We start from the raw sequence: 22,891 nt of genomic DNA on the forward strand, positions 1-22,891 counted from the left end.
CAATTCGCGATTTTGTACGGAGATCGGTTCATCAGGCCGACCTGGTGAAAATCAGGGCCTGCCTGACGGCAGGCCGTTACCGGCCCGCACACAAAAAATCTGACACTTCCGCCGGAGGCGGTGGCCAGCGCTCGCTGAGGTTTCAACGACTCCTTTGGTTGGATCCTCCCCCAACCGTTTGCCCCGCTTGCCGTTGGCTTGCGGGGCTTTTTTTCAACCCCATACCCTTCAAGATGCGACCGAAGCCCCTTCGACCTCCCGCGCCGCGTACTTCTGTGCCAGCACCGCGCACACCATCAACTGGATCTGGTGGAACAGCATCAACGGCAGGATCATCGCTCCGATGCCCCCACCCACGAACAATACCTGTGCCATGGGTACGCCCGTCGCCAGGCTCTTCTTCGAGCCGGCGAACAGGATGGTGATCCGGTCCTCCAGGCTGAAGCCCAGCGCACGTCCCAGCAACCGCGTGCCGAACAGAACCGCCGCCAACAACACACCACACACCACGAACAACCCGGCCAGGTGCTGCGGCGACACCGTGTGCCATAGCCCCGTGACCACGGCGTCGCTGAATGCCGTGTAGACCACCAGCAGAATCGACCCCTGGTCGACGACCTTCAGCCAGCGCGCGTTACGCTGTACCCACCCGCCAATCCAGCGCCGAGCCAACTGCCCCGCCACGAACGGCACCAGCAACTGCAAAGTGATCTTGAGCACCGCATCGAGCCCGGAGCCCGTCTCGCCTTCGGCCCCCAGCAGCAGCATCACCAGCACAGGCGTCAGGAAGATGCCCAGCAGGCTCGAGGCCGCCGCACTGCAGATTGCCGCCGGGATGTTGCCGCGGGCCAGCGACGTGAAAGCGATTGCCGACTGCACCGTGGCCGGCAGGGCGCACAGGTACAGCACGCCCAGGTACAGCTCGTTGCCCACCAGCGGCACGAACAGCGGCTTGAACGCCAGGCCCAGCAGCGGGAACATCACGAAGGTGCAGGCGAACACCAGCAGGTGCAGCCGCCAGTGCCCAGCACCGGCGATGACCGCTTCGCGCGAAAGCTTGGCCCCATGCAGGAAGAACAGCAGGCCGATGGCCAGGTTGGTCAGCCAACCGAACAACACCGCCCCATCCCCCGAGCATGGCAGCAAGGTGGCGACCAGCACCACCGCAAGCAAGGCCAGGGTGAAATTATCTAGGACTTTTCGCACGTACTTCATTGAATCTTCCGTCTTGTAATTATGCAGAGGCAAACGATAAGGTCTGGCCTTTCCAACCGCTAACGCCGGAACCCCCACCAGTGTCGCCGAACGGACACCCCGAGCCCCGGCTCAACCAGCTCGAACGCTTGCCACGCCCGGTGTACGGGCATGCACAGAGCCTTCCCAATATCGCCCTGGGCTATCGCCACCAGCACCCTTGGGGCCAGCTTTCCCACGCACGTCGTGGCATCCTTCGCGTACAGACGCCCCAAGGTCTCTACCTGGTACCGCCCCAGCGCGCCGTATGGATCGCTGCGCGTGTGCCGCATCGGGTGGCGTGCGAGGCCGATACCTGTATTCGCAGCCTGTACATCGAGCCCAGCGCCCTGCCCTGGCCTGACGCCACCTGCCGGGTGGTGGCGGTAGACCCCCTGCTGGGCGAGTTGATCCAGGCGTTTTCGCAATTGCCGGTAACCTACGATGAACAGGGCGCCGATGGCCGGATGGTGCAGGTGTTGCTCGACCGCCTGGCCTGCGCCCGGGAAGAGCCCCTGCTGCTGCCGTTGCCCCATGATCGCCAGTTGCGCCAGGTATGCCGCCGTCTGCAGGCCACTCCCGACGACACGCGCAGCCTGGCCGAATGGGCCGTGCGCCTGGGCGTGTCGGAAAAGACCCTGAGCCGGCGCTTTCTGCGCGAAACGGGCCTGACCTTTCGCCTGTGGCGCCAGCGGGTACGCCTGCTCAGCGCCTTGCCGCCCCTTGAGCGCGGCGAGCGCGTCACCGATGTGGCACTGGCCTGCGGCTATGCCTCGCTGTCGGCGTTCATCGCCGCTTTCGGTGAACATTTCGGCCAATCGCCTGGCGAATTCCTGCGCCGCAACCACCTTTCCTGAAGCTCGAAAAGGACCTTTTGCATGATGTTCCCCGCCCGCCTCTGCCGACTTGCCCTCGCCCTCGGCCTGGCCTCGGTTGCAGCCCCAAGCCTGGCCGACTCGCTGCAAGCCCAGGTCGATGGCATCATCGAGCCGCTGATGCGCGAGCATGACATCGCCGGCATGGCCGTGGCGGTGATCGCCGATGGCAAGACGCACTACTTCACCTATGGCGTGGCCAGCAAGGCCGATGGGCAGCCGGTGAGCCGCCAGACATTGTTCGAAGTCGGCTCGCTGAGCAAGACCTACACCGCCACCCTCGTCGCCCAGGCCAGTGCCGAAGGCAAGCTCGACCTCGATGCACCCGCCAAGCGCTACCAACCGGCACTGGGCGATACACCGCTGGGCGAGGCCAGCGTGCTCGAGCTGGGCGCCTACAGTGCCGATTGTTTGCCGTTGCAGTTCCCAGACCAGGTGCGGACCGCCGATCAGGTGCTGGCCTTCTACCAGCAGTGGCGCCCACGTAGCCAGCGCGGCACCCAGCGCTGCTATTCCAACCCAAGCCTTGGCCTGTTCGGCGAACTGGCCGCGCGGGCTCAGGGCAAGCCCTTCGCCGAGGTAATGATGCAGCGGCTGCTGCCGGGCCTGGGCCTGGCTCATACTTACCTCGAGGTGCCCGACAGTGCTCGTGAGCACTACGCTCAAGGTTATGACGCCAACAACCAGCCCGTTCGCGTCAACCCCGGGCCCTTGGCCGATGAAGCCTACGGCATCAAGACCAACCTGACCGATGCGGCACACTACGTAAACTTGCAACTGCGCCCCACGCAGCTCTCCCCCTCACTGCAAAAGGCCATTGCCGTGACCCAGTCAGGTTACTTCAAGGTCGGCGCCATGACCCAGGGCCTGGGCTGGGAACGCTATCCGTATCCGGTCGCCCTGGACACCCTGCTCGAGGGCAACGGATCGACCATGGCGCTGCACCCCCAGCCGACCGTACGCCTGAAGCCTGCTCAACCGGCCACACCGGCGGCCTGGTACAACAAGACCGGCGCGACCGGTGGTTTCGGTGCCTATTACGCATTCGTTCCGAGCGAGGGGCTGGGCATCGTCTTGCTGGCCAACCGCAACTACCCCAACGAGGCGCGCGTGCGCGCGGCCTACAAGATTCTCTCGAACCTGGCACGGTGAAATGCGCGCGCCGGCAGGATTGTCGGACAAAATGTAGTGACGAAAAATATTCACTACAAAACGGTTGACGCCGCCGAACGGCCTTGGGCATGATGAGGCCGTCTCCCTGATCGGGAGCGGTGGCAAGGGTGTTCCAGACGGCCTGCGCGGTAACGCAGGCCGTCCGTGGAGAGGGAAACTGTCCAAAAGGCAGCGTGAGAAAGCCCCTGTTGCGATGCTGCTGTAGCAGCCTTGGTAGTGCGCTACATGTCGTGGCGCCGAGTGTGAAATCACTAACTGACGGGTAATGGGGGCTTTATGATGAATTTGAACAACAATCCTACGATCGACCAATTGGCCCAGCTGTTCGCCGCACGCAAGGACAGCCTCGACGACCATCTGCTGTGGGTCAGCCAGACCGGCGAGGTACGCCTTGACCGCCTGCCGCCCAATACGGTCGAAGATGAATTCGAAACGCACATGCCCAGCATGCGCGCCCGCTTCAAGGTCTACCGCCGTGGCCAGGGCTACGTCGGCAAGAAGGCCGCCGCCGACACCGAGTTCGTCGGCCGCGTCCTGCAGACCCTGCAACAAGAATGGCCTACCGCCCGTGAGCGGCAGGCAGTCAAGGTGATCGACCCACTGAACTGAGTGGTACACCGCCTCTTGAGCCCGGCCCCCAAGGCCGGGCTTTTTCATGCCTGTTATAATGCCTGCCCCTGTTCCTGCGGAGCCGCGTGATGAGTACTCCCGCCTATGGCACCGGCGATGCCTCCTACCAGGCCGCTGGCGGCATCGAGGGCCTGCGCCGCTTGGTCGACGACTTCTACCGGCTGATGGATGAACGCCCGGAAGCGGCCAGCGTGCGGCAGATGCACCCAGACGATCTGCAAGGTTCGCGAGACAAGCTGGCCTGTTTCTTAAGCGGCTGGCTCGGTGGGCCACGCCTGTACAGCGAACGCTTCGGCTCGATCGCCATTCCAGCCTTCCATGCCCAATGGCCGATCGATCAAGCCCATGCCGAACTCTGGCTTGCCTGCATGGCCGATGCCATTGCCCTGCAACCCTGGGCCCCGACGTTTGCCGAGTACCTGTTGCGCCAGTTGCGTGTGCCGGCCGAACGCATCGTCCAGGCCAGCCGCAACCGCCGTGCTCAGGCCTGACGCCGATGGGCGACCCGGGGCGGCAGTGGTAAGGCACCGGTAGCCAGCGCCCGGGCCCGCTCCACGCCCCAGACCAGGGCGCGGGTCATGGTCTCGCCCGGCCGGGCCGGATAGTATTCCTCCACCAGAGCCTGGCCCTCCCGGGTATACAACCCAAGGAATAGCTGCGTGGCACCTTGCCTGGAAAGACGCACCTGGACATCCAGGGTAGTACCGTCACTGAGCACTTCGTCATGGCAGCGGGCATGCAGGTTGGCATCGGCCCATTGCCAATAGGTTTCTTCCCTGACGCGCATGGATCTTTCCTCCTTGTGCTGAATCCGCGCAAGAAAAACACAACCTTGCTCTCCCGGCGAGGGCGACTCGCCGTTGCCATGAGCAAGATCAATGAATACGGATAAAAGCTACCGCTGGGCGTGACGCACTTCACCAAACGCCGTTCATGAAAAAGGGCTGCACATGCAGCCCGGGGTTCTTCATGCATCGCCTGGTCATTTCCTGGCGGGAATACGCGGGGTGAAGCGCCCCTTCTTGCTGCGCTGCAGATGCAGTGGCTGCAACTGCTCCGAGTCGTTCAAGGTCATGTTGGCGAAGCCCAGGCGTACAGCCGCTTGACCGCAACGGACCTGGCTGTTGATCGGGAATGCATCGTTCATATCTTCAAAAAAGGATTCGCTCATGCCCTGGTTCCCCGGTTGTCGGCCACGCCGGCAGGCAACATGCCTCCCTGGACAAGCAATGACCTGCCGGTGAGACTAGTCGGTCATTTACAGACCATCTAGACAGAATCCTCGAGGCCGACCAGCGGCAGGCGCTACTTCAAGCGAACCGCCGTACCGGTGGCAAACACCACCACCATGCCACCTTGGACAGATGGCATGCTGATTTCGAAGTCCACCCCCACCACCGCATCGGCTTGCAATTGACGTGCCCGCGCCTTGAGCTCTTCGGTGGCTTGCTCGCGAGCCTCACGCAAGGCGCTTTCCAAGGTCTGCGACCGACCGCCGAAGAAGTCGCGGAAACGGGCGAAGAAGTCCCGCACGAAGTTGATACCCTGCACCGATTCGGCGCTGACCACCCCCAGATATTCGGCTACCGGGCGGCCTTCGAGCTGGCTGGTCGTGGTGATGATCATGAGTCGGCTCCCTCGCCTTGGTAAAAAGGGCCGATCTTAACAGACCGCGCCATAGACCTTGATAGCCGGGCAGCCCGTTGCATTTGCCGGCCACCTGTCCCAAGCTCTGCCTTCACGCTGTCACGGACCACCCAATGCCCAACCATCACCGTTACCTGGTCGCCCTGCTGCTGCTGATCCTGGTGTCGGGCGTTATCGGCTACCTGTGGCATGGCGACCCACCCGCTGCACCTGCCCAGCACCCACACAGCTACGCCAAGGCCTTGCGCCAGGCGCACAACGGCGAGCCAGGCGCGGCGCGGGTGCTCTACCAGCAACTACAGCGCGACGACCTGCCGGCAATCCGCCGCGCCGCGCTCTACGCTGAACTGCCGCACTACCCATCGCCCCAGGCATTGAAGCTGGCTCGCCAGGACCTGGACCATGGCGACCCGCTGGTTCGCCGGGCGGCCATCGCCAGTATTCGCCGCCTCCTGCCGCCCGCCCAGCGCAGCCTGGTGCTGGGCCCGTTACTGGAAGACGACGAGCAGAGCGTACGTTTCGCGGCGGTGGACGCCTTGCTGGGTCTGGACCCCGATGCGATAGGCTTGTATTTCGGCCCGCTGCAGGACGCCCTGGAGCATTATCAGCAGGCCTTGGAAGCGCAACCACAGGATGCCGAGGCGCAGGTTCACCTGGCGCGCCTCTACCTGCATGAAGATGCTTACGAACAGGCCGGCGCGGCCCTGCAACGCAGCCTGCGAATCGCCCCGCACGGGCTGGACGCGCTGGCCATGCAGGTGCGCCTACTGGAACGCCAGGGGCAGCATGATGCCTCTCGGCAAGTGCTGGCCAAGGCCTTGGCGCTACGCCCGGATTCGGCTTTCCTCCAGCATGAACTGGGGCTCTGGTTGGTCCGTCACGAGCAACAGGAGTACGCCTTGCTGGCATTTTCCCGAGCTGTCGAACTGGAACCGGAGAATACCGACTACCGCTACGTCCTGGCCATGACCTTGCACGACCTGGACCAAGTGGAAGCCGCCCAGAAACAGCTGGAAACCGTGCTCGCCAAAGAACCGGCCAATCGCCGGGCCCGGTTGTTGTTGATCCAATATTGGAAGGAAACCGGCCAATTGCAGAATGTCCAGGTGCTATTGGCCGAGCTGGAGCGGCAAAACCCCGACGATCCGCTGCTCCAGCAAGGCTTATAGACGATCTGCACACCCGGGGTTGAACCCAGGTGTCACTCCCGCGGTCCAGTGGGTATCGGTTGCCCACTGGCACAGGAGAGATGCCTTGGCCGCTGCGTTACCCTTGGACGAACGCGTGCTGATCCTGGCACCTTCGCAGATCGCTGCTCACGCCTCGCACTTGCTGACAGGGGCAGGGTTTGCCTGCCTGTGCACGAGCGATTCCGCGCGCCTTGGCACCTGGCTGGCCGAAGGGGTCGGCATGGTAATCGCTGCCGCCAGTACGCTACCGGGCCCGCATTCGGTGCTGCAATCGTTTATCGACCAGCAGCCGGCCTGGTCTGACCTGCCCATCGTCCTGCTGACCGGCCCCACCACCGGCCCACCCGAACCGACACTCGGTCACCTGCTGCCCCTACCCTTGCCACTGGACGCCGCGCAATTGCTTCACCTCAGCCAGGTCGCCCTGAGCAGCCGTCGCCGCCAATATCGCTCCCGTGATTACATGCGCGAGCTGGAACGCCAGGCGCAACAACACCAAACCGATGAACAGGCACGTCACCAACTACGGAAAATGGAGGCCATCGGGCAACTGGCAGGAGGCATCGCCCATGATTTCAACAACTTGCTGACCAGCATCGGCGGCAGTTTCGAACTGATCGACAAACGCTTGCAGCAAGGGCGGAGCGAGCAGCTCGACGGCATCCTGCGCATGGGCAAGGAAGCTGTGGCCCGGGCGGCACGCCTGACCCATCGCCTGCTGGCGTTTTCTTCCCGCCAGTCCCTGCAGAGTCAGGTCGTCGACCTGCACAACCTGCTGCACCCCGATGACCTCCGGGCCAGCCTGGATGTTTCCATCACCTTGCAGGTCACCCTGCCAACCGACCTGTGGCTGGTGGAAGCGGATGACAAGCAGCTCAAGGAAGCCGTGAGCAATTTGTTGCTCAATGCCTGCGAAGCCATGCCCTGGGGCGGCCGATTGGATATCGAGGCGAGCAACCAACGCATCGACAGCGCATCCACCGGTGACGGCGCGCTGCCCAGTGGCGACTATTTGTGCCTGAGTATCAGCGATACCGGCCAAGGCATGTCGCAAGGCACCCTCGAGCATGCCTTCGAGCCGTTCTTCAGCACCAAGCCGGTCGGCCAGGGGGTTGGCCTTGGGCTTTCGATGGTCTATGGCTTCAGCAAGCAATCGAACGGTCATGTGCGGTTGCGCAGCCAGATCGGCCAGGGTACCCGCGTCGACCTGTACTTGCCGCGCTACATCGGCCAGGCACGCCCGCAAAGCGAACCACCGCCCCTTGCCAGCGTCAGCATCTGCCGGGAAATCCTGGTGGTCGAAGACGACCCGCAAGTGCGCCAATTGCTTTGTCAATCGCTGCGCGAGGAAGGGTTCCCTTGCCATGCGGCCTGCAATGCCAAAGAAGCCCTCCAGCTGTTGCAATCGCCCCAGCCGCTCGCCCTGATGATCAGCGATGTGGGGCTTCCCGGCATGAACGGTCGACAACTGGCGGAGGTTGCACGCACACTGCGTGACAACCTGCAGGTTCTGTTCATTACGGGCTATGCCGAGACGGCCATGGCACAGGACGACTTCCTCGCCCCAGGCATGCAGTTGATCAGCAAGCCTTTCGAACTGAGCCAACTACAGGCCCGGGTCACGCAGATGCTGGACAAGCAGACCTGCGGCTGAACCTGCTGCACACGCCTGCCGGACCACCGACGCGCCCACGCATGGCTTTCCGCCCATGGGCGGCTATGCTCATTAGGTTTTCCTCTGCCCCGGGGAATCCGGGCCTTTTCCAGGCATGTGGAGCGTGGTCATGAGCAAGAAGATCCTGGTGGTGCTGACCAACACGGCAAAATACCCGACGCTAAAGCGCGCCACCGGTTTGTGGCTGGGCGAAGCAGTCCACTTCGTCGACAAGGTGCAGAAGGCCGGCTATGCCGTCGATTATGTCAGCCCTGCCGGTGGCTATGTGCCGATCGACCCCCACAGCCTGCAGATGGCGCCCGAGCTCGACTGGCAATGGTACGACGACAAGGCCTTCATGAACCGCCTCGGCACCACCCTGGGGCCAGGCCAGGTCAAGGCCGAGGACTACTGCGCGATCTACTATACCGGCGGCCATGGCGTGATCTGGGACTTCCCGGAGAACACCAGCCTGCAGGCGCTGGCCCGTGGCATCTATGAAGCCGGCGGCGTGGTGGCAGCGGTATGCCATGGCGCCGTCGGCCTGCTGAACATCAAGCTCAGCGATAACAGCCTGCTGGTCAGAGGGCGCCAGGTGACCGGCTTTTCCAACACCGAGGAAAAACTTGCAGAACTCGACAATGTGGTGCCCTACCTCACGGAAAACGAGCTGGTGGCCCGCGGCGGCAAGTACAGCAAGCATGACGACCCGTGGGCCGGCTTCGTGGTCAGTGACGACCGGCTGATCACCGGGCAGAACCCGGCTTCCAGCGCCTTGGTGGCCGAGCACGTACTGACGCGCCTGAAGAAACCCGCATGATCCCACGGGCGATTGCTCGATAACCCGCAACATTCGCAGATAGCGGCTACAGTCCAACCGCCTCAGGCCCAAGTAACCTCGCCTGCAACCTGTCCACTGTCGGACAAGCTGCCAGGAGGGGCTGCGATCATGTCGAAATTCACCCATGCAGGGCGCAGCCTACTGGAGATGTTGCTTATCTTGACCATCAGCCTGGTCCCAATGGCATCGGGCCTGCTGGTCATGATCTACCAACTGGAACGCAAGCTTGAGGAAAATGCCCAGGTATCGGTCCAGGAGGCCATCTTTGCCATCGACCAGGTCCTGGACAACCTGCAAAGCGCCGCATCCAACGCGCTGCCCCTGGCGGGCCAACCCTGTAGCGAAGCCGCGCAGCCGCTGGAAGTGCTGGCCGCTGGGGACCCACGGATCCGCTCGCTCATCCTCACCAGGAACGGCCAGTCGTATTGCAGCAGTATCGAGACCACCATCACCGACAGCCCGACGTTCTACAGCCCACGTGCGCTGGTACAGCTGAATTTCGATTCGCCCATCACGCCCAACGGCGTCGTCGTCGAATTGCGTCTTGCCTATGCCAACCCAGGCGTGATCGCAACCGCCTATGGCATCGAGCTACGCAACGAGCTGCGCGGCTTCCAGGATGGCATGGTGCTGGTACTGGAGTTTGGCAAGAAATACATCTGGGAGATGGGAGACAGCCGTGATCCGCAAGAGCCTTCGCAATCGGAGTTCTTCCGCAGTGCGATCTCGAGCAAGCACGGATATACGGTAAGAGGCGGGTACCCGGAGGGCTTCACGGCAAGCGAGATACGCCAGTCGATGTTGCAGATACTCCCTTCCCTGGCGCTGGTAGGGCTGCTGACCGGAGCGATTACCTATTGGGTGATATTCAGAGCGCGCAACAAAGGCCGGCAGGCCACCTCTCCCAGACGTTGAGGCAGCCTGCCGTTGCGATTACTCGACGTTCAGCACGCCACGACGAACCTGGTCACGCTCGATGGATTCGAACAGGGCCTTGAAGTTGCCTTCGCCGAAGCCATCGTCGCCCTTGCGCTGGATGAACTCGAAGAACACAGGGCCCAACAGGGTCTCCGAGAAGATCTGCAGCAGCAGGCGTTTGTCGCCGGCTTCGGAGGCACCGTCGAGCAGGATGCCGCGCGATTGCAGCTGGTCCACCGGCTCACCGTGGCCTGGCAGGCGCTCCTCGAGCATTTCGTAGTAGGTCTGTGGCGGCGCGGTCATGAAGCGCATGCCGTAGCCTTTCAGGGCGTCCCAGGTCTTGAGCAGGTCGTCGGTGAGGAAGGCCACGTGCTGGATACCTTCACCGTTGAACTGCATCAGGAACTCTTCGATCTGCCCCGAGCCCTTGGAGGATTCTTCATTGAGCGGGATGCGGATCATGCCGTCCGGCGCGGTCATGGCACGGGAAGTCAGGCCGGTGTATTCGCCCTTGATATCGAAGTAGCGGATCTCGCGGAAATTGAACAGCTTCTCGTAGAAGCCCGCCCAGTAGGACATGCGGCCACGGTAGACGTTGTGGGTCAGGTGGTCGATGATCTTGAGGCCGGCGCCGACAGGGTTACGGTCCACACCTTCGATGAACTTGAAGTCGATGTCATAGATCGAACTGCCTTCCTCGTAGCGGTCGATCAGGTACAGCGGCGCGCCACCGATACCCTTGATTGCCGGCAGGCGCAGTTCCATCGGGCCGGTTTCGATTTCCACCGGCTGGGCGCCCAGCTCCAGGGCACGGGCATAGGCTTCATGGGCATTGCGTACGCGGAACGCCATGCCGCATACCGACGGGCCATGCTCGGCGGCGAAGTACGAGGCGACGCTCTTGGGCTCGTTGTTCAGGATCAGGTTGATGCCGCCCTGGCGATACAGGTGCACATCCTTGGAACGGTGGGTGGCCACCTTGGTGAAGCCGAGCATCTGGAATACAGGCTCCAGCACGCCAGGGGTCGGCGATGCGAATTCAATGAACTCGAAGCCCATCAGGCCCATCGGGTTGTCGAAGATATCAGCCATGTGTGTGTCCTCATCAGCAAGCGAAAAATGGTGTCAGGTGCTTTGGATGTCGGACAGGCGTGGTGGCGAGCACGGGATGCCGCGCACGCTGCGGGCAAGGAAGTCACCAATGATCAGCTTGAACCCATGGTATGTCATATGGACCCATTCTCGGCGGGCTTGATTCCCCGGGGCACGGAGAACCTTATTCTTGTATTCGTAAACCGATTCTACAGGGCGTAAAATCATTTGTCGCGCTTTAGTTCACCGCTTGACCCGACAAACGGCTATCCTCTGCGAATTGGTTTCAAACAGATTGGATGAGCATGCCTTTATCGGTCAAACGCGCCCGCTGGAGCTGGCGCTCCCTTCTCCCTTGGGGCATAGGGGCCCTGCCGCTGCTCTGTGGCCTGGGGGTCATGCAATGGCAAGCCCAGCGCGAATTGCACAACAGCAGCCAGAGCACAACCCGACAAGTGGTCAAGCAAGTCGAGCATATTCTCGACAACCTCTCTGGTGCTGCCACGGAACTGTTGCCCCTGGTGGGCCGTCCTTGCAACGAGATCGACGTGGCCTTGCGCGGGCAGGTCACCCGCAACGCCTTCGTGCGCTCTACCAACCTGTTCCAGCACCATACCCTCTACTGTTCTTCATTGTTCGGCAATTTCGACGAACCGGTGGACCCTCGTGACTACACCGAGGGCCGCCTGTGGTTGATGAAGGGCAACGCGGTCACCCCGGGCCATTCCTTGTTGGCCTACCGCCTCAGCAAAGGCGACGGTGGCGCCATCACCGTGGTCGACAGCGACCACCTGGTCACCGCCCTGAAGCTGATCGGCCCGGAGGAAGAGCTGCAACTTCAGGTCGGTAACAACTGGATAGGCAAGGAAGGCGTGGTCCATACGGGCACGCCGCCGCAGGCCGCCATCGCCGCGGTGGTACAATCCTCGACCCGCTACCCTTTCAGCGTTCATGGGGGCTATGCACCGGGCAAGCACAGCCAGTACATGGCCGAGCACTACCCGGCCCTGCTCAGCTTGCTGTTGATCCTGGGGGTGCTGGCAGGTGTGGTCTGTCGCTGGCAGGTCCGCCGCGCCCTGTCGCCGCGCGCCGAGCTGCAGCGCGCGCTGGAAGCCGACGAGTTCCTGCCTTATTTCCAGCCCGTGGTGCGCAAGGACGATTACCGCTGGGCCGGTGTCGAAGTGCTGATGCGCTGGAACCACCCGCGCGAAGGTCTGGTGCGCCCGGACCTGTTCATTCCCTATGCCGAGCACAGCGGCCAGATCGTCCCCATGACCCGCGCCCTGATGTTGCATACCGCCCAGGGGCTGGCCCCCTATGCTGCGCTGCTCGAAGATGGTTTCCACATCGGTATCAATATCACCGCCGACCACTGCCGCGACCTGGGCCTGTTGGATGATTGCCGCACCTTTCTCCAGCATTTCCCGCCTGGGCGCGTGGTGCTGACCCTGGAGCTGACCGAACGCAAGCTGATCGAAGCCACGCCGGTCACCCTGGAGCTGTTCGAAAAACTGCATGACATGGGTGTGATGATCGCCCTGGACGACTTCGGGACCGGTCAGTCAAGTCTCAACTACCTGCGCCAGTTCAAGGTCGACTACCTGAAGATCGACCAGAGCTTCGTCGCGATGATCGGTGGCGACGCACTTTCCCAGCATATCCTCGATACCATCATCGAACTGTCGGGCAAGCTGGGGCTGGGGATCGTTGCCGAGGGTGTGGAAACCGAGGTCCAGCGCGATTACCTGGCACGTCATCAGGTGGACTTCCAGCAAGGCTACCTGTTCGGCCGGCCGATGCCTGTTGGCGACTTTCTCCAAGCCCTGGCCGCCCGTCCGGGCAGCACGCGGTTGCCCCACGACGTACGCCCTGAGATCATGCCGAACTGATCACCTGTTCAACTTCGTAAACCGAGGCATTCGTGTCAAAAGGCATTCTCTCGTCGGTCGTGGCGTCCTGTCTGTTCGCCGTGATGTACTTCTACACCTCCTTGATGACGCCCTTGGATGGCGAGGAGATCTTTGGCTGGCGCACCCTGCTGACGCTGCCTTGCCTCACCTTGTTCATGCTGGCCACCAAGGACTGGAAGCTGGTCGGCGGCCTGTTGGCACGGGTGCGCCAGGCACCTGTCTTGCTGCTGGGCATGATCGGCACCTCATGGCTGATGGGCGTGCAACTGTGGCTGTTCCTCTGGGCGCCGTTGCATGGCCGCAGCCTGGAAGTGTCCATGGGCTATTTCCTGCTGCCGCTGGCCATGGTGCTCACCGGGCGCCTGGTGTATGGCGAGCGGTTGTCGCGCCTGCAAAAGGTCGCGGTGGCCTGCGCCGTTCTCGGCGTGGGCCATGAGCTGTACCAGAACGGCAGCTTCGCCTGGGAAACCCTGGTGGTGACCCTTGGCTACCCGATCTATTTCGTCCTGCGTCGCCGCTGCGGCACCGACCACCTGGGCGGGCTGTGGTGCGACATGTGCCTGCTGTTGCCCTGGGCGTTGTATTTCGTGCTGCAGAACCCGCTGACCGCCGCCGACCTTGCCGAACACCCGGCGCTGTATGGGTTGATTCCGTTGCTCGGGGCGATCAGTGCCTCGGCCCTGATCGCCTATGTGCTGGCCAGCCGGCTGCTGCCCTTCAGCCTGTTCGGCCTGCTCAGCTACGTCGAACCGGTGCTGCTGGTCGGCGTCGCCTTGCTCCTGGGCGAGACCATCGGCCCCGACCAGTGGCTGACCTACCTGCCGATCTGGGCCGCGGTACTGGTACTTGTGCTTGAAGGGATCAAGCACCTGCTGCGCCAACGTCGCCGCTCGGTGTAAGACGCACCTGGCGAACCCGGCGCTCCTCGACCGCCACCACAGTCAGGGTCCAGCCGTCGCATACCAGGCGGTCACCGATCACCGGCAGGCGATCGAGCAGGCTCATCACCAGGCCCGCGAGGGTCTGGTAGTCCTCGGTAGGGCGCGCGCCGAAACCGGTGCGTGCCTGGACCTGGCTCAGGTTCAAGGCACCGCTGACCACAAAACCGCCTTCTTCCTCGACGATCCCAGGGCCGGCGACTTCGCTGGCATCCGGCAGTTCACCGGCGATCGACTCAAGGATATCGGTCATGGTCAGCACACCGGTGAAGTCGCCGAATTCATTGACCACGAAGGCAATGTGGGTCGACTGGGCACGCATCTGCTCCAGTGCATTGAGGATGCTGAAGCTTTCCAGCAGGTTCAACGGAGCCCGAGCCAGGCGCTCGAGCTCCGGTTGGCCGCCGGATAACAGCTCCTTGAGCAATTCCTTCTTGTGCACGAAGCCCAGCGGCTCTTCGATCCGGCCGTCGCGGATCAGCGGCAGGCGCGAATAGGGCGAGTTCGCCAAGGCCTGGGCAATGGCCTCGGCCGGTTGCGCCAGGTCGATGGCGTCGACCTCGGCGCGCACGGTCATCACCGTGCGAATCGGCCGTTCGGCCAGGTTCAGCACACCGCTGATCATCACCCGCTCACGTCGGTCGAAGACCACCTGGTCGTCGCTGCCTTCGACCAGGTCGGCAATTTCCTCCCCCACCTCATCGGCCGCCACGGCGCGGCCCCCCATCAGGCGCAGCACGGCATGGGCGGTACGCTCACGCAGCGGTCGATGCTGCTGCAGGCTGCGTTTGCGACGGGCACGGGCCAGTTGGTTGAACAGCTCGATCAGCAACGAGAAGCCGATGGCCGCGTACAGGTAGCCCTTGGGGATATGGAAGCCCAGGCCCTCGGCGGTCAGGCTGAAGCCGATCATCATCAAGAAGCCCAGGCACAGCATGATCACCGTGGGGTGGGCGTTGACGAAACGCGTCAGTGGCTTGCTGGCGACGATCATGATACCGATGGAGAAGACCACGGCGATCATCATCACCGACAACTGTTCGACCATGCCCACCGCCGTGATCACCGCGTCCAGGGAGAACACCGCATCCAGCACCACAATCTGCGCGACGATGGGCCAGAACGCAGCATGGCGGGTCACGCCGCTGGTATGCGCAACGTGCCCTTCGAGGCGTTCGTGCAGCTCCATGGTGGCCTTGAACAACAGGAACACACCGCCGAACAGCATGATCAGGTCTCGGCCCGAGAAGCTCTTGCCGAACACTTCGAACAGCGGCGCGGTCAAGGTGACCATCCAGGAGATGCTGGCCAGCAAGCCCAGACGCATGATCAGCGCCAGGCTCAGGCCAATGACCCGTGCGCGGTCGCGCTGGTGCGGCGGCAGCTTGTCGGCAAGGATGGCGATGAAGACCAGGTTGTCGATACCCAGTACCAGTTCGAGCACGATCAGCGTGGCAAGGCCCAGCCAGGCCGTGGGGTCGGCTAGCCATTCCATTGCGAGGTACTCACGACAAAGGCGTCACCGGGACGCGGGGAAGAAGGCCAGGACGGCCGGGGACTGGGGGGCTCCGAGAAGGTGCTCATGGGGACCTTGATAGCAAATTGGGAAAAAGATCCTACAGCCAGCAAGGTGTTTACTGACAGCGGGAAACTATTACAAAAGCTGTAACCGGGGCCGTGTAGCGGCCATCGCAGACAAGCCCGCGCCCACAGGATGGGGATTTTTCTTCAATACTCACCCCAGCGCCCTGCCCCAACATGGTCTCCTTCTTTCTGTAAGGAATACCCACCATGAGCCTGTCATTGTCCATGGCCGCCTTCGCCCTGGCGGCTTCCATTTCACCCGGCCCGGTCAATATCGTCGCCCTGGGCAGCGGTGCCCGCCACGGCCTGCGCGCCAGCCTGGCCCACGCCGCAGGCGCCACCTTGGGCTTCTGCCTGCTGCTGTTGCTGGTCGGTCTTGGCCTGCATGAACTGCTGCTGCGCTGGCCGCGCCTGGGCCAGGTGCTGCACGGCGGCGGCGTGGCGTTCCTGTTGTACATGGCCTGGAAACTGGCCAGCGACGATGGCCAGCTGGGTAGCGAACATCCACAAGGCGCGCCATCGGCCTGGCACGGCGCCCTCATGCAATGGCTCAACCCCAAGGCCTGGCTGGCGGCGATCGCGGGGGTCGGGGCCTATACTGGCGGCGAGCAGCACTTGCTGTGGCTGTTCGCCTGGATCTACGGGCCGATATGCTTCGTTTCGATTGCCAGTTGGGCCTGGGCAGGCAGCGTGATTCGCCACTACCTGGGCAACCCACGACACATGCGTGCGTTCAACCGTGCGTTAGCAGCCTTGCTGGCGGCCAGTGCCCTGTACCTGCTGCTGGGGTGAACCTGCCCCGGCTAGCCCTGCCGATAATGCCCCGGTGTCGCCGCCAGGTGCTGCTTGAATGCCCGTTGCAGATGCGCCTGGTCGGCGAACCCCGCCTCCATCGCCACCTCGGCGATCGGCCGCCCTTGGCGCAACTGCGCCCGGGCATGCTGCACGCGTTGGTCCAGCAGGTAACCGTGGGGCGTCAGGCCAAAGCGCTGGCCGAACGCGCGTATCAGGTAGGCGCGCGACAGGCCCACCGCCGCGCAGATATCGTTCACGGTCAGGGGGTCGAGCCGGTGCGCACGGATGAATGCGGCAGCGGCCTCCAGGCGTGGATGGGCCCGCAACCCGCTGGCCGGGGCGCGCTGCAGATAACCCGGCAGGTCTTCGAAGAAACGGGCCAACAGCGCCTCCCGGTCGACCGTCTCGGCATCGAAGAGTGCAGCGAAAAGCGCCAGCAGCCGACCGTAGAGCGCAGGCGATGCACTGTAGGTGGCCTCGGGCAACACGAAGCCGCGGGCCTGCAGCCATGGCAAGTCGACGAACAGCATCAGGTAGGACCAGGGTTCACCCTCGATCGGGTTGCAGGCATGCACCACGCCCGGGTTCATCAAAACCGTGGCGCCTGCGCTCACCTCCCGCTGGGTACCACCGGTAAGGTAGGTACTGCGCCCCCCGGTGATCACGCCGATGGAAAAGCTCTCGTGAGAATGGGCCGCGTAACACACCTGACGCCCATCACCGACGCGCCGGGCCTCGACGAAGGGCAATGCCGGATCCCGCCAGAACCGCGACACCTCGATCATCGCCCTGCCCTCATTCACCGCCGCCCTGCACGACCACCAGCAACTGTGCCTGGCGCGGCCCGACCGAGCGCAGGCGGTGCGGGGTCTGGGCATTGAAGTGCAAGGCATCGCCCTGCTCCAGCACTACCCGCTCGTTCATGAAGTCCACTTCCACCTGCCCTTCATGCACGAACAGGAACTCCTCGCCCTGATGCTCCTTGAAGGTCGGGTCGCTGAACTCGGTCGGCGGCTGGATGAGAAACGGCAACAGGCTGCGCTGGCCGACCTGGGAGGTCAGCACCGTATATCCCGGCCCTTGACCATCCCCCACCAATGCCTGGCGTTCGCCCTGACGCACGAGGCTGTAGCGGGCCTGGGCGTGTTGGTCTTCGGCGAACAGCTCCTCGACATTCACGTTCAACGCCCGCGCCAGTTTCAGCGCCGCGGCGATCGACGGGGTGTTCAGGCCGCGCTCCACCTTGGACAGGTAGCTCTTGGTCATGCCGGATTTCTCGGCCAGCAACTCCAGGGTGATCCCCAGCTTTTTTCTCAGCAATTTCAGTCGGATAGACATGTGACGCGGTTTTCCCGGGCGAACGTACTTGCTTATGACACTTTGTGTCATATAGGATTATTTGTGTCATTCGCTTGACCGCCCCGCCACCGGACTACCCCACGCAGCAGGTGGCGAGGCGACAAGCACCGACATCGTCCATTACGCCACAGAGGATACCCCCCATGGCCAAGACCCTGACACACAGCAAGGACCAGTTGGTCCGCCAAGCCCTGACACAGATGCAGGGCTCGCTCGCCGATAATACGTGGACCGTGCGCGAAAAGCTGGCCCTGACCTGCCGAATTCTCTTCGACCATGGCCATGATTCAGGCCTGGCCGGGCAGATCAGCGCACGCGGCCCGCAGCCGGGCACCTTCTACACCCAGCAGCTGGGCCTGGGTTTCGACGAGATCAGCGCCAGCAACCTGCTGCTGGTCAACGAAGACCTGGACGTACTCGAAGGCCAGGGCATGCCCAACCCGGCCAACCGTTTCCATAGCTGGGTGTACCGGGCACGCCCGGACGTCAACTGCATCATCCACACCCACCCGACCCATGTCGCCGCACTGTCGATGTTGGAAGTGCCGCTGCAGGTCTCGCACATGGACCTGTGCCCGCTGTATGACGACTGTGCCTTCCTCGAGGCCTGGCCAGGGGTTCCGGTGGGCAACGAAGAAGGCGAGATCATCAGCCAGGCCCTGGGTGACAAGCGCGCGATCCTGCTCTCGCACCACGGCCAGCTGTCGACCGGCGACAGCATCGAGCAGGCCTGCGTCTATGCCCAACTGATCGAACGGGCCGCACGCCTGCAGTTGCTGGCGATGTCCGCGGGCACCATCAAACCCATCGCTCCGTCGCTTGGCCGCGAGGCCCACGACTGGATCGACCGGCCCAAACGTCATGGCGCGGCCTTCACCTATTTCGCCCGGCAGAGCCTGCGCCGGCACGCCGACTGCCTGAACTGAACCCTGAACACCTTGCTTGCGGAGCCTTTTCACCATGACTACAGAATTCCACGGCATCATCGGCTACACCATCACCCCCTTCAGCGCCGACGGCGAACAGCTCGACCTGCCTGCCCTGGGCCAGTCCATCGACCGGCTGATCGACCACGGGGTCCAGGCCATCGCCCCGCTGGGCAGCACCGGCGAAGGTGCATACCTGAGCGACGAAGAATGGCGGCAGGTGGCCGAGTACAGCCTGGCGCGCATCGCCGGGCGCGTGCCGAGCATCGTCAGCGTCTCCGACCTGACCACCGCCAGCGCCGTACGGCGCGCCCGCTTTGCCCAGCAACACGGCGCCGATGCCGTGATGGTGCTGCCTTCGGCCTACTGGAAGCTCGGCGAGGCCGAGATCGTCCAGCATTACCGGGCCATCGGTGCGGCGATCGACATCCCGATCATGCTCTACAACAACCCGGCCACCAGTGGTACCGACATGTCGGTGGAGTTGATCCTGCGCATCGTCCGTGAGGTCGACAACGTCACCATGGTCAAGGAGAGCACCGGCGATATCCAGCGCATGCACAAGCTGCACCTGCTCGGTGAAGGCCAGGTACCGTTCTACAACGGCTGCAACCCGCTGGCGCTGGAGGCGTTCGTGGCAGGTGCCAAGGGCTGGTGCACCGCCGCCGCCAACCTGATCCCCGAGCTCAACCAACGCCTGTACCAGGCGGTACGGGCGGGCGACCTGGCACAGGCCAAGGCATTGTTCTATCGCCAGTTGCCGTTGCTGGACTTCATCCTCAAGGGCGGCCTGCCGGCCACCATCAAGGCCGGGCTGGCCATGACCGGGCTGCCCGTGGGCGAACCTCGGCGGCCGGTGTTCGGGTTGGACGAGCAAGGTCGCCGGGCCTTGGAGGCGCTGTTGATGCGAACCGGTAACGGGCCATCAGATCGACCAACGAGTAGGCACCCTGGCTGACGGGCCACGGTGATGGACTTGCCTCGAAGCACTCCATCACCACGCCCTTGCCCCGGACTTGTAGAACAATCGTTATCGATAATTCATCGAGACGAAAAAAAGGGCGGTTTCCTACCGCCCTCTTCTGGCTTTCCTACACCTATGGCATAACCGGCGGCACGTACTGCAAGGTCGTGCCCAGCGCCCACAAGAGCACCAGCACCAACGGCACATGCACCAGCAACTGCACGAAGGAAAAGCCGATCAGATCCCGCGCCTTGAGCCCTAGCACACCCAGCAGCGGCAGCATGTAGAACGGGTTGATCAGGTTCGGCAGCGCTTCGGCGGCATTGTAGATCTGCACCGCCCAGCCCAGGTGGTACTGCAGGTCGTTGGCCACCAGCATCACGTAGGGCGCCTCGATGATCCACTTGCCGCCACCGGACGGGATGAAGAAGCCCAGCACCGCCGAGTAGACCCCCATGAGCACGGCATAGGTGTCGTGGGAGGCGATCTGCACGAAGAACGTGGAAATGTGGTGGGCCAGGGTCTGCTCGTCCACGCCCTTGACCTGGGTGAGGACGGCCGCGATCGAGCCATACAGCGGGAACTGGATCAACACCCCGGTGGTGGTCGGCACGGCGCGGGCCACTGCGTCCAGGAAGCTGCGCGGGCGCCAGTGGAGCAAGGCGCCGAGCATGATGAACAGGAAATTGTAGGTATTCAGGCCCGAGATCGCGGTAATGGCAGGCTTGGTGGCGAATTCATGGTACAGCCAGCCTGCGGCCAGGGCCACCAGCAGCAAGGTCAGGATCGGGCTGTACTCCAGCCACTCGCCCGGGCGCGTACGCTGAGCCGGTGGCGGCGCGCTGAAGCTTGGGTCCACACCACACTGTTCGGCGGTGCGAGCACTGTTCGGGCCTGGGGCGGTGGCATAGGCGATCATCAGCGAAACGATCACCAGGGCCGCCAGCATGACGCCGGACTGCCACAGGAAGATGGTTTCGGTGAACGGGATCACCCCCGTGATGGCCAGGATCGAAGGCGGCAGGCTGGCCGGGTTGGCCTGCAGTTGCGCCGCCGAGGACGACAGCCCCAGCGCCCAGACCGCGCCCAGGCCCAGGTAGGCGGCGGCACCGGCCGCGCGATAGTCCATCTTCAGGTCCTGGCGACGTGCCAGGGCGCGCACCAGCAAGCCGCCGAACACCAGCGACAGCCCCCAGTTGAGCAGCGAGGCGAGCATCGAGATCAGCGCCACCCAGCACACCGCCGAACGGCCGTTGCTGGGCAAGCGGGCCAGGCGGTCGATCAGCCGCGCAGCGGGCGGCGAGCTGGCCACCACGTAGCCGCCAATGACCACGAAGGCCATCTGCATGGTGAACGGGATCAGGCTCCAGAACCCATCGCCGAAGGCCTTGGCGGTGTCGGTGGGCTTGCCGCCCATGAGCATGGCGCCCAGGCACACCAGCACCACGGCCAGGGCTGCGAACACCCAGGAGTCGGGGAACCAGCGTTCGGCCCAGTTGGAGCAGCGCAAGGCGAAGCGGGCGGAGCGGCTGTCTTGGATTTCAGCGGCCACGGTAGTCTTCCTTTTATTGGTTTTATGTTTTTTTCAAAAACAAGCACAAAACCCTGTGGGAGCGGGCTTGCCCCGCGATAGCGTCCGCTCAGGCGATGATGTTGCCTGGCCTGACGCTATCGCGGGGCAAGCCCGCTCCCACAGGGTGGGTTACAACCTTTGATATCAGAAGGTCATTTCCTTCACATCGTCCGGCACGATCAGCTTGCCGGCGGTCTTCTCGATGATTTCCTCGACGCTGACCCCAGGTGCGGTTTCGCGCAGGATGAAGGCGCCGTTCTCGATCTCCAGGTAGGCCAGATCGGTGAGCACCTTACGGATGCAGCCGGCACCGGTCAGCGGCAGGCTGCAGCGCGGCAGCAGCTTGGACTCGCCGTCCTTGGAGGCGTGGGTCATGGTGACGATGATGTTCTCGGCGCCGGCCACCAGGTCCATGGCGCCGCCCATGCCTTTGACCAGCTTGCCAGGGATCATCCACGAGGCGATGTTGCCTTCCACGTCCACTTCGAAGGCACCGAGCACGGTGAGGTCGACGTGGCCGCCACGGATCATGGCGAACGATTGGGCCGAATCGAAGATCGAAGCACCGCGGCGGGCGGTGACGGTCTGCTTGCCGGCGTTGATCATGTCGGCGTCAATCGTGCCTTCGGTGGGGAACTCGCCCATGCCGAGCAGGCCGTTCTCGGACTGCAGCATCACGTCCATGTCGGCGGGCACGTAATTGGCCACCAGGGTGGGTATGCCGATACCGAGGTTGACGTAGTAACCGTCCTTCAGTTCACGGGCGACGCGTTGCGCCATCTGTTCGCGGGTCAGTGCCATGGTCAGGATCTCTTTGTTGTTCTGTGGACGGCGCGTTAGGCCTTGACGGTGCGCTTCTCGATGCGCTTTTCGAAGGTGCCGACGATGACCCGGTCGACATAGATGCCCGGGGTGTGGATCTCGCTGGGCAGCAACACGCCCGGCTCGACGATCTCCTCGACCTCGACCACGGTGATCTTGCCGGCGGTGGCGGCCAGCGGGTTGAAGTTCTGCGCGGTGTTGCGGTACACCACGTTGCCGTAGTGGTCAGCCTTCCAGCCCTTGACGATGGCGAAATCGCCGGTGATGGATTCTTCGAGGATGTACTTGCGGCCCTTGAACTCGCGCACTTCCTTGCCTTCGGCGACCGGGGTACCGTAGCCGGTGGCGGTGTAGAAGGCCGGGATACCGGCACCGCCGGCGCGCATCTTTTCGGCCAGGGTGCCCTGGGGGGTCAGTTCCACTTCCAGCTCGCCGCTGAGCAGCTGGCGTTCGAATTCGGCGTTTTCGCCCACGTAGGAAGCGATCATCTTGCGGATCTGCCGGTCTTCCAGCAGCACGCCCAGGCCGAAGCCGTCGACGCCGCAGTTGTTGGAGACCACGGTCAGGCCCTTGACGCCACGGCGCTTGATTTCGGCGATGAGGTTTTCGGGGATACCGCACAGGCCGAAACCACCGGCCAGCACCGTCATGTTGTCGGTCAGGCCTGCGAGGGCCTCTTCATAGGTTGCTACGCGCTTGTCCAGTCCGGCCATGCTCAGTCGCCTTTTGTAGTTGTTGGAACCGTGGACGCATCTTCACCGCTGTCG

24 protein-coding genes are annotated in these 22,891 nt (G+C 63.3%); 13 read left to right on the forward strand and 11 right to left on the reverse strand.

Annotation, left to right across the window (positions count from 1 at the left end):
• Window positions 1–228: 228 nt before the first annotated feature.
• Complete coding sequence (locus ACNFCI_RS20680) at window positions 229–1,215, reverse strand: bile acid:sodium symporter family protein (protein WP_084857657.1); 987 nt, start codon at window positions 1,213–1,215, stop codon at window positions 229–231.
• A gap of 80 nt (window positions 1,216–1,295) precedes the next feature.
• Here ACNFCI_RS20680 and ACNFCI_RS20685 point away from each other — a divergent pair, with 80 nt between their 5' ends.
• The 4 genes from ACNFCI_RS20685 (at window position 1,296) to ACNFCI_RS20700 (ending at window position 4,402) form a co-directional block, all read left to right on the forward strand.
• Window positions 1,296–2,090 carry an AraC family transcriptional regulator gene (locus ACNFCI_RS20685; RefSeq protein ID WP_084857655.1) on the forward strand — a complete coding sequence of 265 codons (795 nt, stop codon included), beginning with the start codon at window positions 1,296–1,298 and terminating at the stop codon, window positions 2,088–2,090.
• Between the two features lie 24 nt (window positions 2,091–2,114).
• Window positions 2,115–3,260, forward strand: coding sequence for a class C beta-lactamase (ampC, locus tag ACNFCI_RS20690; RefSeq protein ID WP_368829446.1), 1,146 nt, complete (start codon window positions 2,115–2,117; stop codon window positions 3,258–3,260).
• A gap of 297 nt (window positions 3,261–3,557) precedes the next feature.
• Window positions 3,558–3,890: a hypothetical protein gene (locus tag ACNFCI_RS20695; RefSeq protein ID WP_084857653.1), complete on the forward strand. Its 333-nt coding sequence runs from the start codon at window positions 3,558–3,560 to the stop codon at window positions 3,888–3,890.
• A gap of 89 nt (window positions 3,891–3,979) precedes the next feature.
• Entirely contained in the window at window positions 3,980–4,402 is a 423-nt protein-coding gene (locus ACNFCI_RS20700) for a group II truncated hemoglobin (protein WP_084857651.1), read from the forward strand.
• Here ACNFCI_RS20700 and ACNFCI_RS20705 read toward each other — a convergent pair.
• From ACNFCI_RS20705 to ACNFCI_RS20715, 3 genes are all read right to left on the reverse strand, one after another.
• Window positions 4,393–4,698 (reverse strand): hypothetical protein, encoded by a 306-nt coding sequence (locus tag ACNFCI_RS20705; protein ID WP_084857649.1) that lies wholly within the window; start codon window positions 4,696–4,698, stop codon window positions 4,393–4,395. The two genes, ACNFCI_RS20700 and ACNFCI_RS20705, sit on opposite strands and share 10 nt — an antisense overlap.
• 195 nt (window positions 4,699–4,893) lie before the next feature.
• Window positions 4,894–5,082 carry a hypothetical protein gene (locus ACNFCI_RS20710; protein WP_368829438.1) on the reverse strand — a complete coding sequence of 63 codons (189 nt, stop codon included), beginning with the start codon at window positions 5,080–5,082 and terminating at the stop codon, window positions 4,894–4,896.
• Window positions 5,083–5,216: 134 nt separating this feature from the next.
• Complete coding sequence (locus ACNFCI_RS20715) at window positions 5,217–5,537, reverse strand: YbjQ family protein (RefSeq protein WP_084857645.1); 321 nt, start codon at window positions 5,535–5,537, stop codon at window positions 5,217–5,219.
• 134 nt (window positions 5,538–5,671) lie between these two features.
• Between ACNFCI_RS20715 and ACNFCI_RS20720 the strand changes: the two genes are divergently transcribed.
• The 4 genes from ACNFCI_RS20720 (at window position 5,672) to ACNFCI_RS20735 (ending at window position 10,158) form a co-directional block, all read left to right on the forward strand.
• Entirely contained in the window at window positions 5,672–6,727 is a 1,056-nt protein-coding gene (locus ACNFCI_RS20720; RefSeq protein WP_368829437.1) for a tetratricopeptide repeat protein, read from the forward strand.
• 85 nt (window positions 6,728–6,812) lie between these two features.
• Entirely contained in the window at window positions 6,813–8,402 is a 1,590-nt protein-coding gene (locus ACNFCI_RS20725) for an ATP-binding protein (RefSeq protein WP_084857641.1), read from the forward strand.
• A 130-nt stretch (window positions 8,403–8,532) separates the two neighbouring features.
• Entirely contained in the window at window positions 8,533–9,222 is a 690-nt protein-coding gene (locus tag ACNFCI_RS20730) for a type 1 glutamine amidotransferase domain-containing protein (RefSeq protein ID WP_084857640.1), read from the forward strand.
• 129 nt (window positions 9,223–9,351) lie between these two features.
• Window positions 9,352–10,158, forward strand: coding sequence for a CSS-motif domain-containing protein (locus ACNFCI_RS20735; protein WP_368829436.1), 807 nt, complete (start codon window positions 9,352–9,354; stop codon window positions 10,156–10,158).
• A gap of 18 nt (window positions 10,159–10,176) precedes the next feature.
• Here ACNFCI_RS20735 and hppD read toward each other — a convergent pair whose 3' ends face one another.
• Complete coding sequence (gene hppD, locus ACNFCI_RS20740; RefSeq protein ID WP_084857636.1) at window positions 10,177–11,253, reverse strand: 4-hydroxyphenylpyruvate dioxygenase; 1,077 nt, start codon at window positions 11,251–11,253, stop codon at window positions 10,177–10,179.
• A gap of 305 nt (window positions 11,254–11,558) precedes the next feature.
• Between hppD and ACNFCI_RS20745 the strand changes: the two genes are divergently transcribed.
• A complete protein-coding gene (locus ACNFCI_RS20745) occupies window positions 11,559–13,142 on the forward strand; it encodes an EAL domain-containing protein (RefSeq protein ID WP_368829445.1) in 1,584 nt (527 codons plus the stop codon).
• Window positions 13,143–13,174: 32 nt separating this feature from the next.
• Entirely contained in the window at window positions 13,175–14,062 is an 888-nt protein-coding gene (gene rarD / locus ACNFCI_RS20750; protein WP_084857633.1) for an EamA family transporter RarD, read from the forward strand.
• Here the strand turns inward: rarD and ACNFCI_RS20755 are convergent.
• A complete protein-coding gene (locus ACNFCI_RS20755) occupies window positions 14,025–15,596 on the reverse strand; it encodes a TerC family protein (protein WP_084857631.1) in 1,572 nt (523 codons plus the stop codon). The genes rarD and ACNFCI_RS20755 overlap by 38 nt on opposite strands.
• 296 nt (window positions 15,597–15,892) lie before the next feature.
• On the opposite strand from ACNFCI_RS20755, the gene ACNFCI_RS20760 reads away from it, so the two are divergent.
• Window positions 15,893–16,477 (forward strand): LysE family translocator, encoded by a 585-nt coding sequence (locus tag ACNFCI_RS20760; protein WP_368829435.1) that lies wholly within the window; start codon window positions 15,893–15,895, stop codon window positions 16,475–16,477.
• An 11-nt stretch (window positions 16,478–16,488) separates the two neighbouring features.
• On the opposite strand, the gene ACNFCI_RS20765 is transcribed toward ACNFCI_RS20760, so the two are convergent.
• Both ACNFCI_RS20765 and ACNFCI_RS20770 read right to left on the reverse strand, forming a co-directional pair.
• Window positions 16,489–17,265 (reverse strand): AraC family transcriptional regulator, encoded by a 777-nt coding sequence (locus ACNFCI_RS20765; protein WP_084857627.1) that lies wholly within the window; start codon window positions 17,263–17,265, stop codon window positions 16,489–16,491.
• Window positions 17,266–17,275: 10 nt separating this feature from the next.
• Window positions 17,276–17,818: a helix-turn-helix domain-containing protein gene (locus ACNFCI_RS20770; RefSeq protein WP_084857626.1), complete on the reverse strand. Its 543-nt coding sequence runs from the start codon at window positions 17,816–17,818 to the stop codon at window positions 17,276–17,278.
• Between the two features lie 164 nt (window positions 17,819–17,982).
• Here ACNFCI_RS20770 and ACNFCI_RS20775 point away from each other — a divergent pair, with 164 nt between their 5' ends.
• Together ACNFCI_RS20775 and ACNFCI_RS20780 are read left to right on the forward strand one after the other, a co-directional pair.
• The gene (locus ACNFCI_RS20775) at window positions 17,983–18,765 is read left to right on the forward strand and encodes an aldolase (protein ID WP_084857624.1); all 783 of its coding nucleotides are present in this window, start codon (window positions 17,983–17,985) and stop codon (window positions 18,763–18,765) included.
• 34 nt (window positions 18,766–18,799) lie between these two features.
• On the forward strand, window positions 18,800–19,723 hold the full coding sequence (locus ACNFCI_RS20780; protein WP_084857623.1) for a dihydrodipicolinate synthase family protein: 924 nt from the start codon (window positions 18,800–18,802) through the stop codon (window positions 19,721–19,723).
• Window positions 19,724–19,862: 139 nt separating this feature from the next.
• Here ACNFCI_RS20780 and ACNFCI_RS20785 read toward each other — a convergent pair whose 3' ends face one another.
• The 3 genes from ACNFCI_RS20785 to ACNFCI_RS20795 form a co-directional block, all read right to left on the reverse strand.
• Complete coding sequence (locus tag ACNFCI_RS20785; protein ID WP_084857621.1) at window positions 19,863–21,281, reverse strand: short-chain fatty acid transporter; 1,419 nt, start codon at window positions 21,279–21,281, stop codon at window positions 19,863–19,865.
• 165 nt (window positions 21,282–21,446) lie between these two features.
• On the reverse strand, window positions 21,447–22,103 hold the full coding sequence (locus ACNFCI_RS20790) for a CoA transferase subunit B (RefSeq protein WP_023380384.1): 657 nt from the start codon (window positions 22,101–22,103) through the stop codon (window positions 21,447–21,449).
• 35 nt (window positions 22,104–22,138) lie between these two features.
• Window positions 22,139–22,837 (reverse strand): CoA transferase subunit A, encoded by a 699-nt coding sequence (locus tag ACNFCI_RS20795; protein ID WP_043215587.1) that lies wholly within the window; start codon window positions 22,835–22,837, stop codon window positions 22,139–22,141.
• Window positions 22,838–22,891 lie beyond the last annotated feature (54 nt).

This window comes from Pseudomonas sp. NY15356, assembly GCF_048068175.1.
GTDB lineage: Bacteria > Pseudomonadota > Gammaproteobacteria > Pseudomonadales > Pseudomonadaceae > Aquipseudomonas > Aquipseudomonas putida_K.

Coding starts and splice junctions, on each gene's coding strand:
- ACNFCI_RS20680 (WP_084857657.1), bottom strand. CDS start 1,215: ATGAAGTACGTGCGAAAAGTCCTAGATAATTTCACCCTGGCCTTGCTT.
- ampC (WP_368829446.1), top strand. CDS start 2,115: ATGTTCCCCGCCCGCCTCTGCCGACTTGCCCTCGCCCTCGGCCTGGCC.
- ACNFCI_RS20695 (WP_084857653.1), top strand. CDS start 3,558: ATGATGAATTTGAACAACAATCCTACGATCGACCAATTGGCCCAGCTG.
- ACNFCI_RS20700 (WP_084857651.1), top strand. CDS start 3,980: ATGAGTACTCCCGCCTATGGCACCGGCGATGCCTCCTACCAGGCCGCT.
- ACNFCI_RS20705 (WP_084857649.1), bottom strand. CDS start 4,698: ATGCGCGTCAGGGAAGAAACCTATTGGCAATGGGCCGATGCCAACCTG.
- ACNFCI_RS20710 (WP_368829438.1), bottom strand. CDS start 5,082: ATGAGCGAATCCTTTTTTGAAGATATGAACGATGCATTCCCGATCAAC.
- ACNFCI_RS20715 (WP_084857645.1), bottom strand. CDS start 5,537: ATGATCATCACCACGACCAGCCAGCTCGAAGGCCGCCCGGTAGCCGAA.
- ACNFCI_RS20720 (WP_368829437.1), top strand. CDS start 5,672: ATGCCCAACCATCACCGTTACCTGGTCGCCCTGCTGCTGCTGATCCTG.
- ACNFCI_RS20730 (WP_084857640.1), top strand. CDS start 8,533: ATGAGCAAGAAGATCCTGGTGGTGCTGACCAACACGGCAAAATACCCG.
- ACNFCI_RS20735 (WP_368829436.1), top strand. CDS start 9,352: ATGTCGAAATTCACCCATGCAGGGCGCAGCCTACTGGAGATGTTGCTT.
- hppD (WP_084857636.1), bottom strand. CDS start 11,253: ATGGCTGATATCTTCGACAACCCGATGGGCCTGATGGGCTTCGAGTTC.
- ACNFCI_RS20745 (WP_368829445.1), top strand. CDS start 11,559: ATGCCTTTATCGGTCAAACGCGCCCGCTGGAGCTGGCGCTCCCTTCTC.
- ACNFCI_RS20755 (WP_084857631.1), bottom strand. CDS start 15,596: ATGGAATGGCTAGCCGACCCCACGGCCTGGCTGGGCCTTGCCACGCTG.
- ACNFCI_RS20760 (WP_368829435.1), top strand. CDS start 15,893: ATGAGCCTGTCATTGTCCATGGCCGCCTTCGCCCTGGCGGCTTCCATT.
- ACNFCI_RS20765 (WP_084857627.1), bottom strand. CDS start 17,265: ATGATCGAGGTGTCGCGGTTCTGGCGGGATCCGGCATTGCCCTTCGTC.
- ACNFCI_RS20770 (WP_084857626.1), bottom strand. CDS start 17,818: ATGTCTATCCGACTGAAATTGCTGAGAAAAAAGCTGGGGATCACCCTG.
- ACNFCI_RS20775 (WP_084857624.1), top strand. CDS start 17,983: ATGGCCAAGACCCTGACACACAGCAAGGACCAGTTGGTCCGCCAAGCC.
- ACNFCI_RS20780 (WP_084857623.1), top strand. CDS start 18,800: ATGACTACAGAATTCCACGGCATCATCGGCTACACCATCACCCCCTTC.
- ACNFCI_RS20790 (WP_023380384.1), bottom strand. CDS start 22,103: ATGGCACTGACCCGCGAACAGATGGCGCAACGCGTCGCCCGTGAACTG.
- ACNFCI_RS20795 (WP_043215587.1), bottom strand. CDS start 22,837: ATGGCCGGACTGGACAAGCGCGTAGCAACCTATGAAGAGGCCCTCGCA.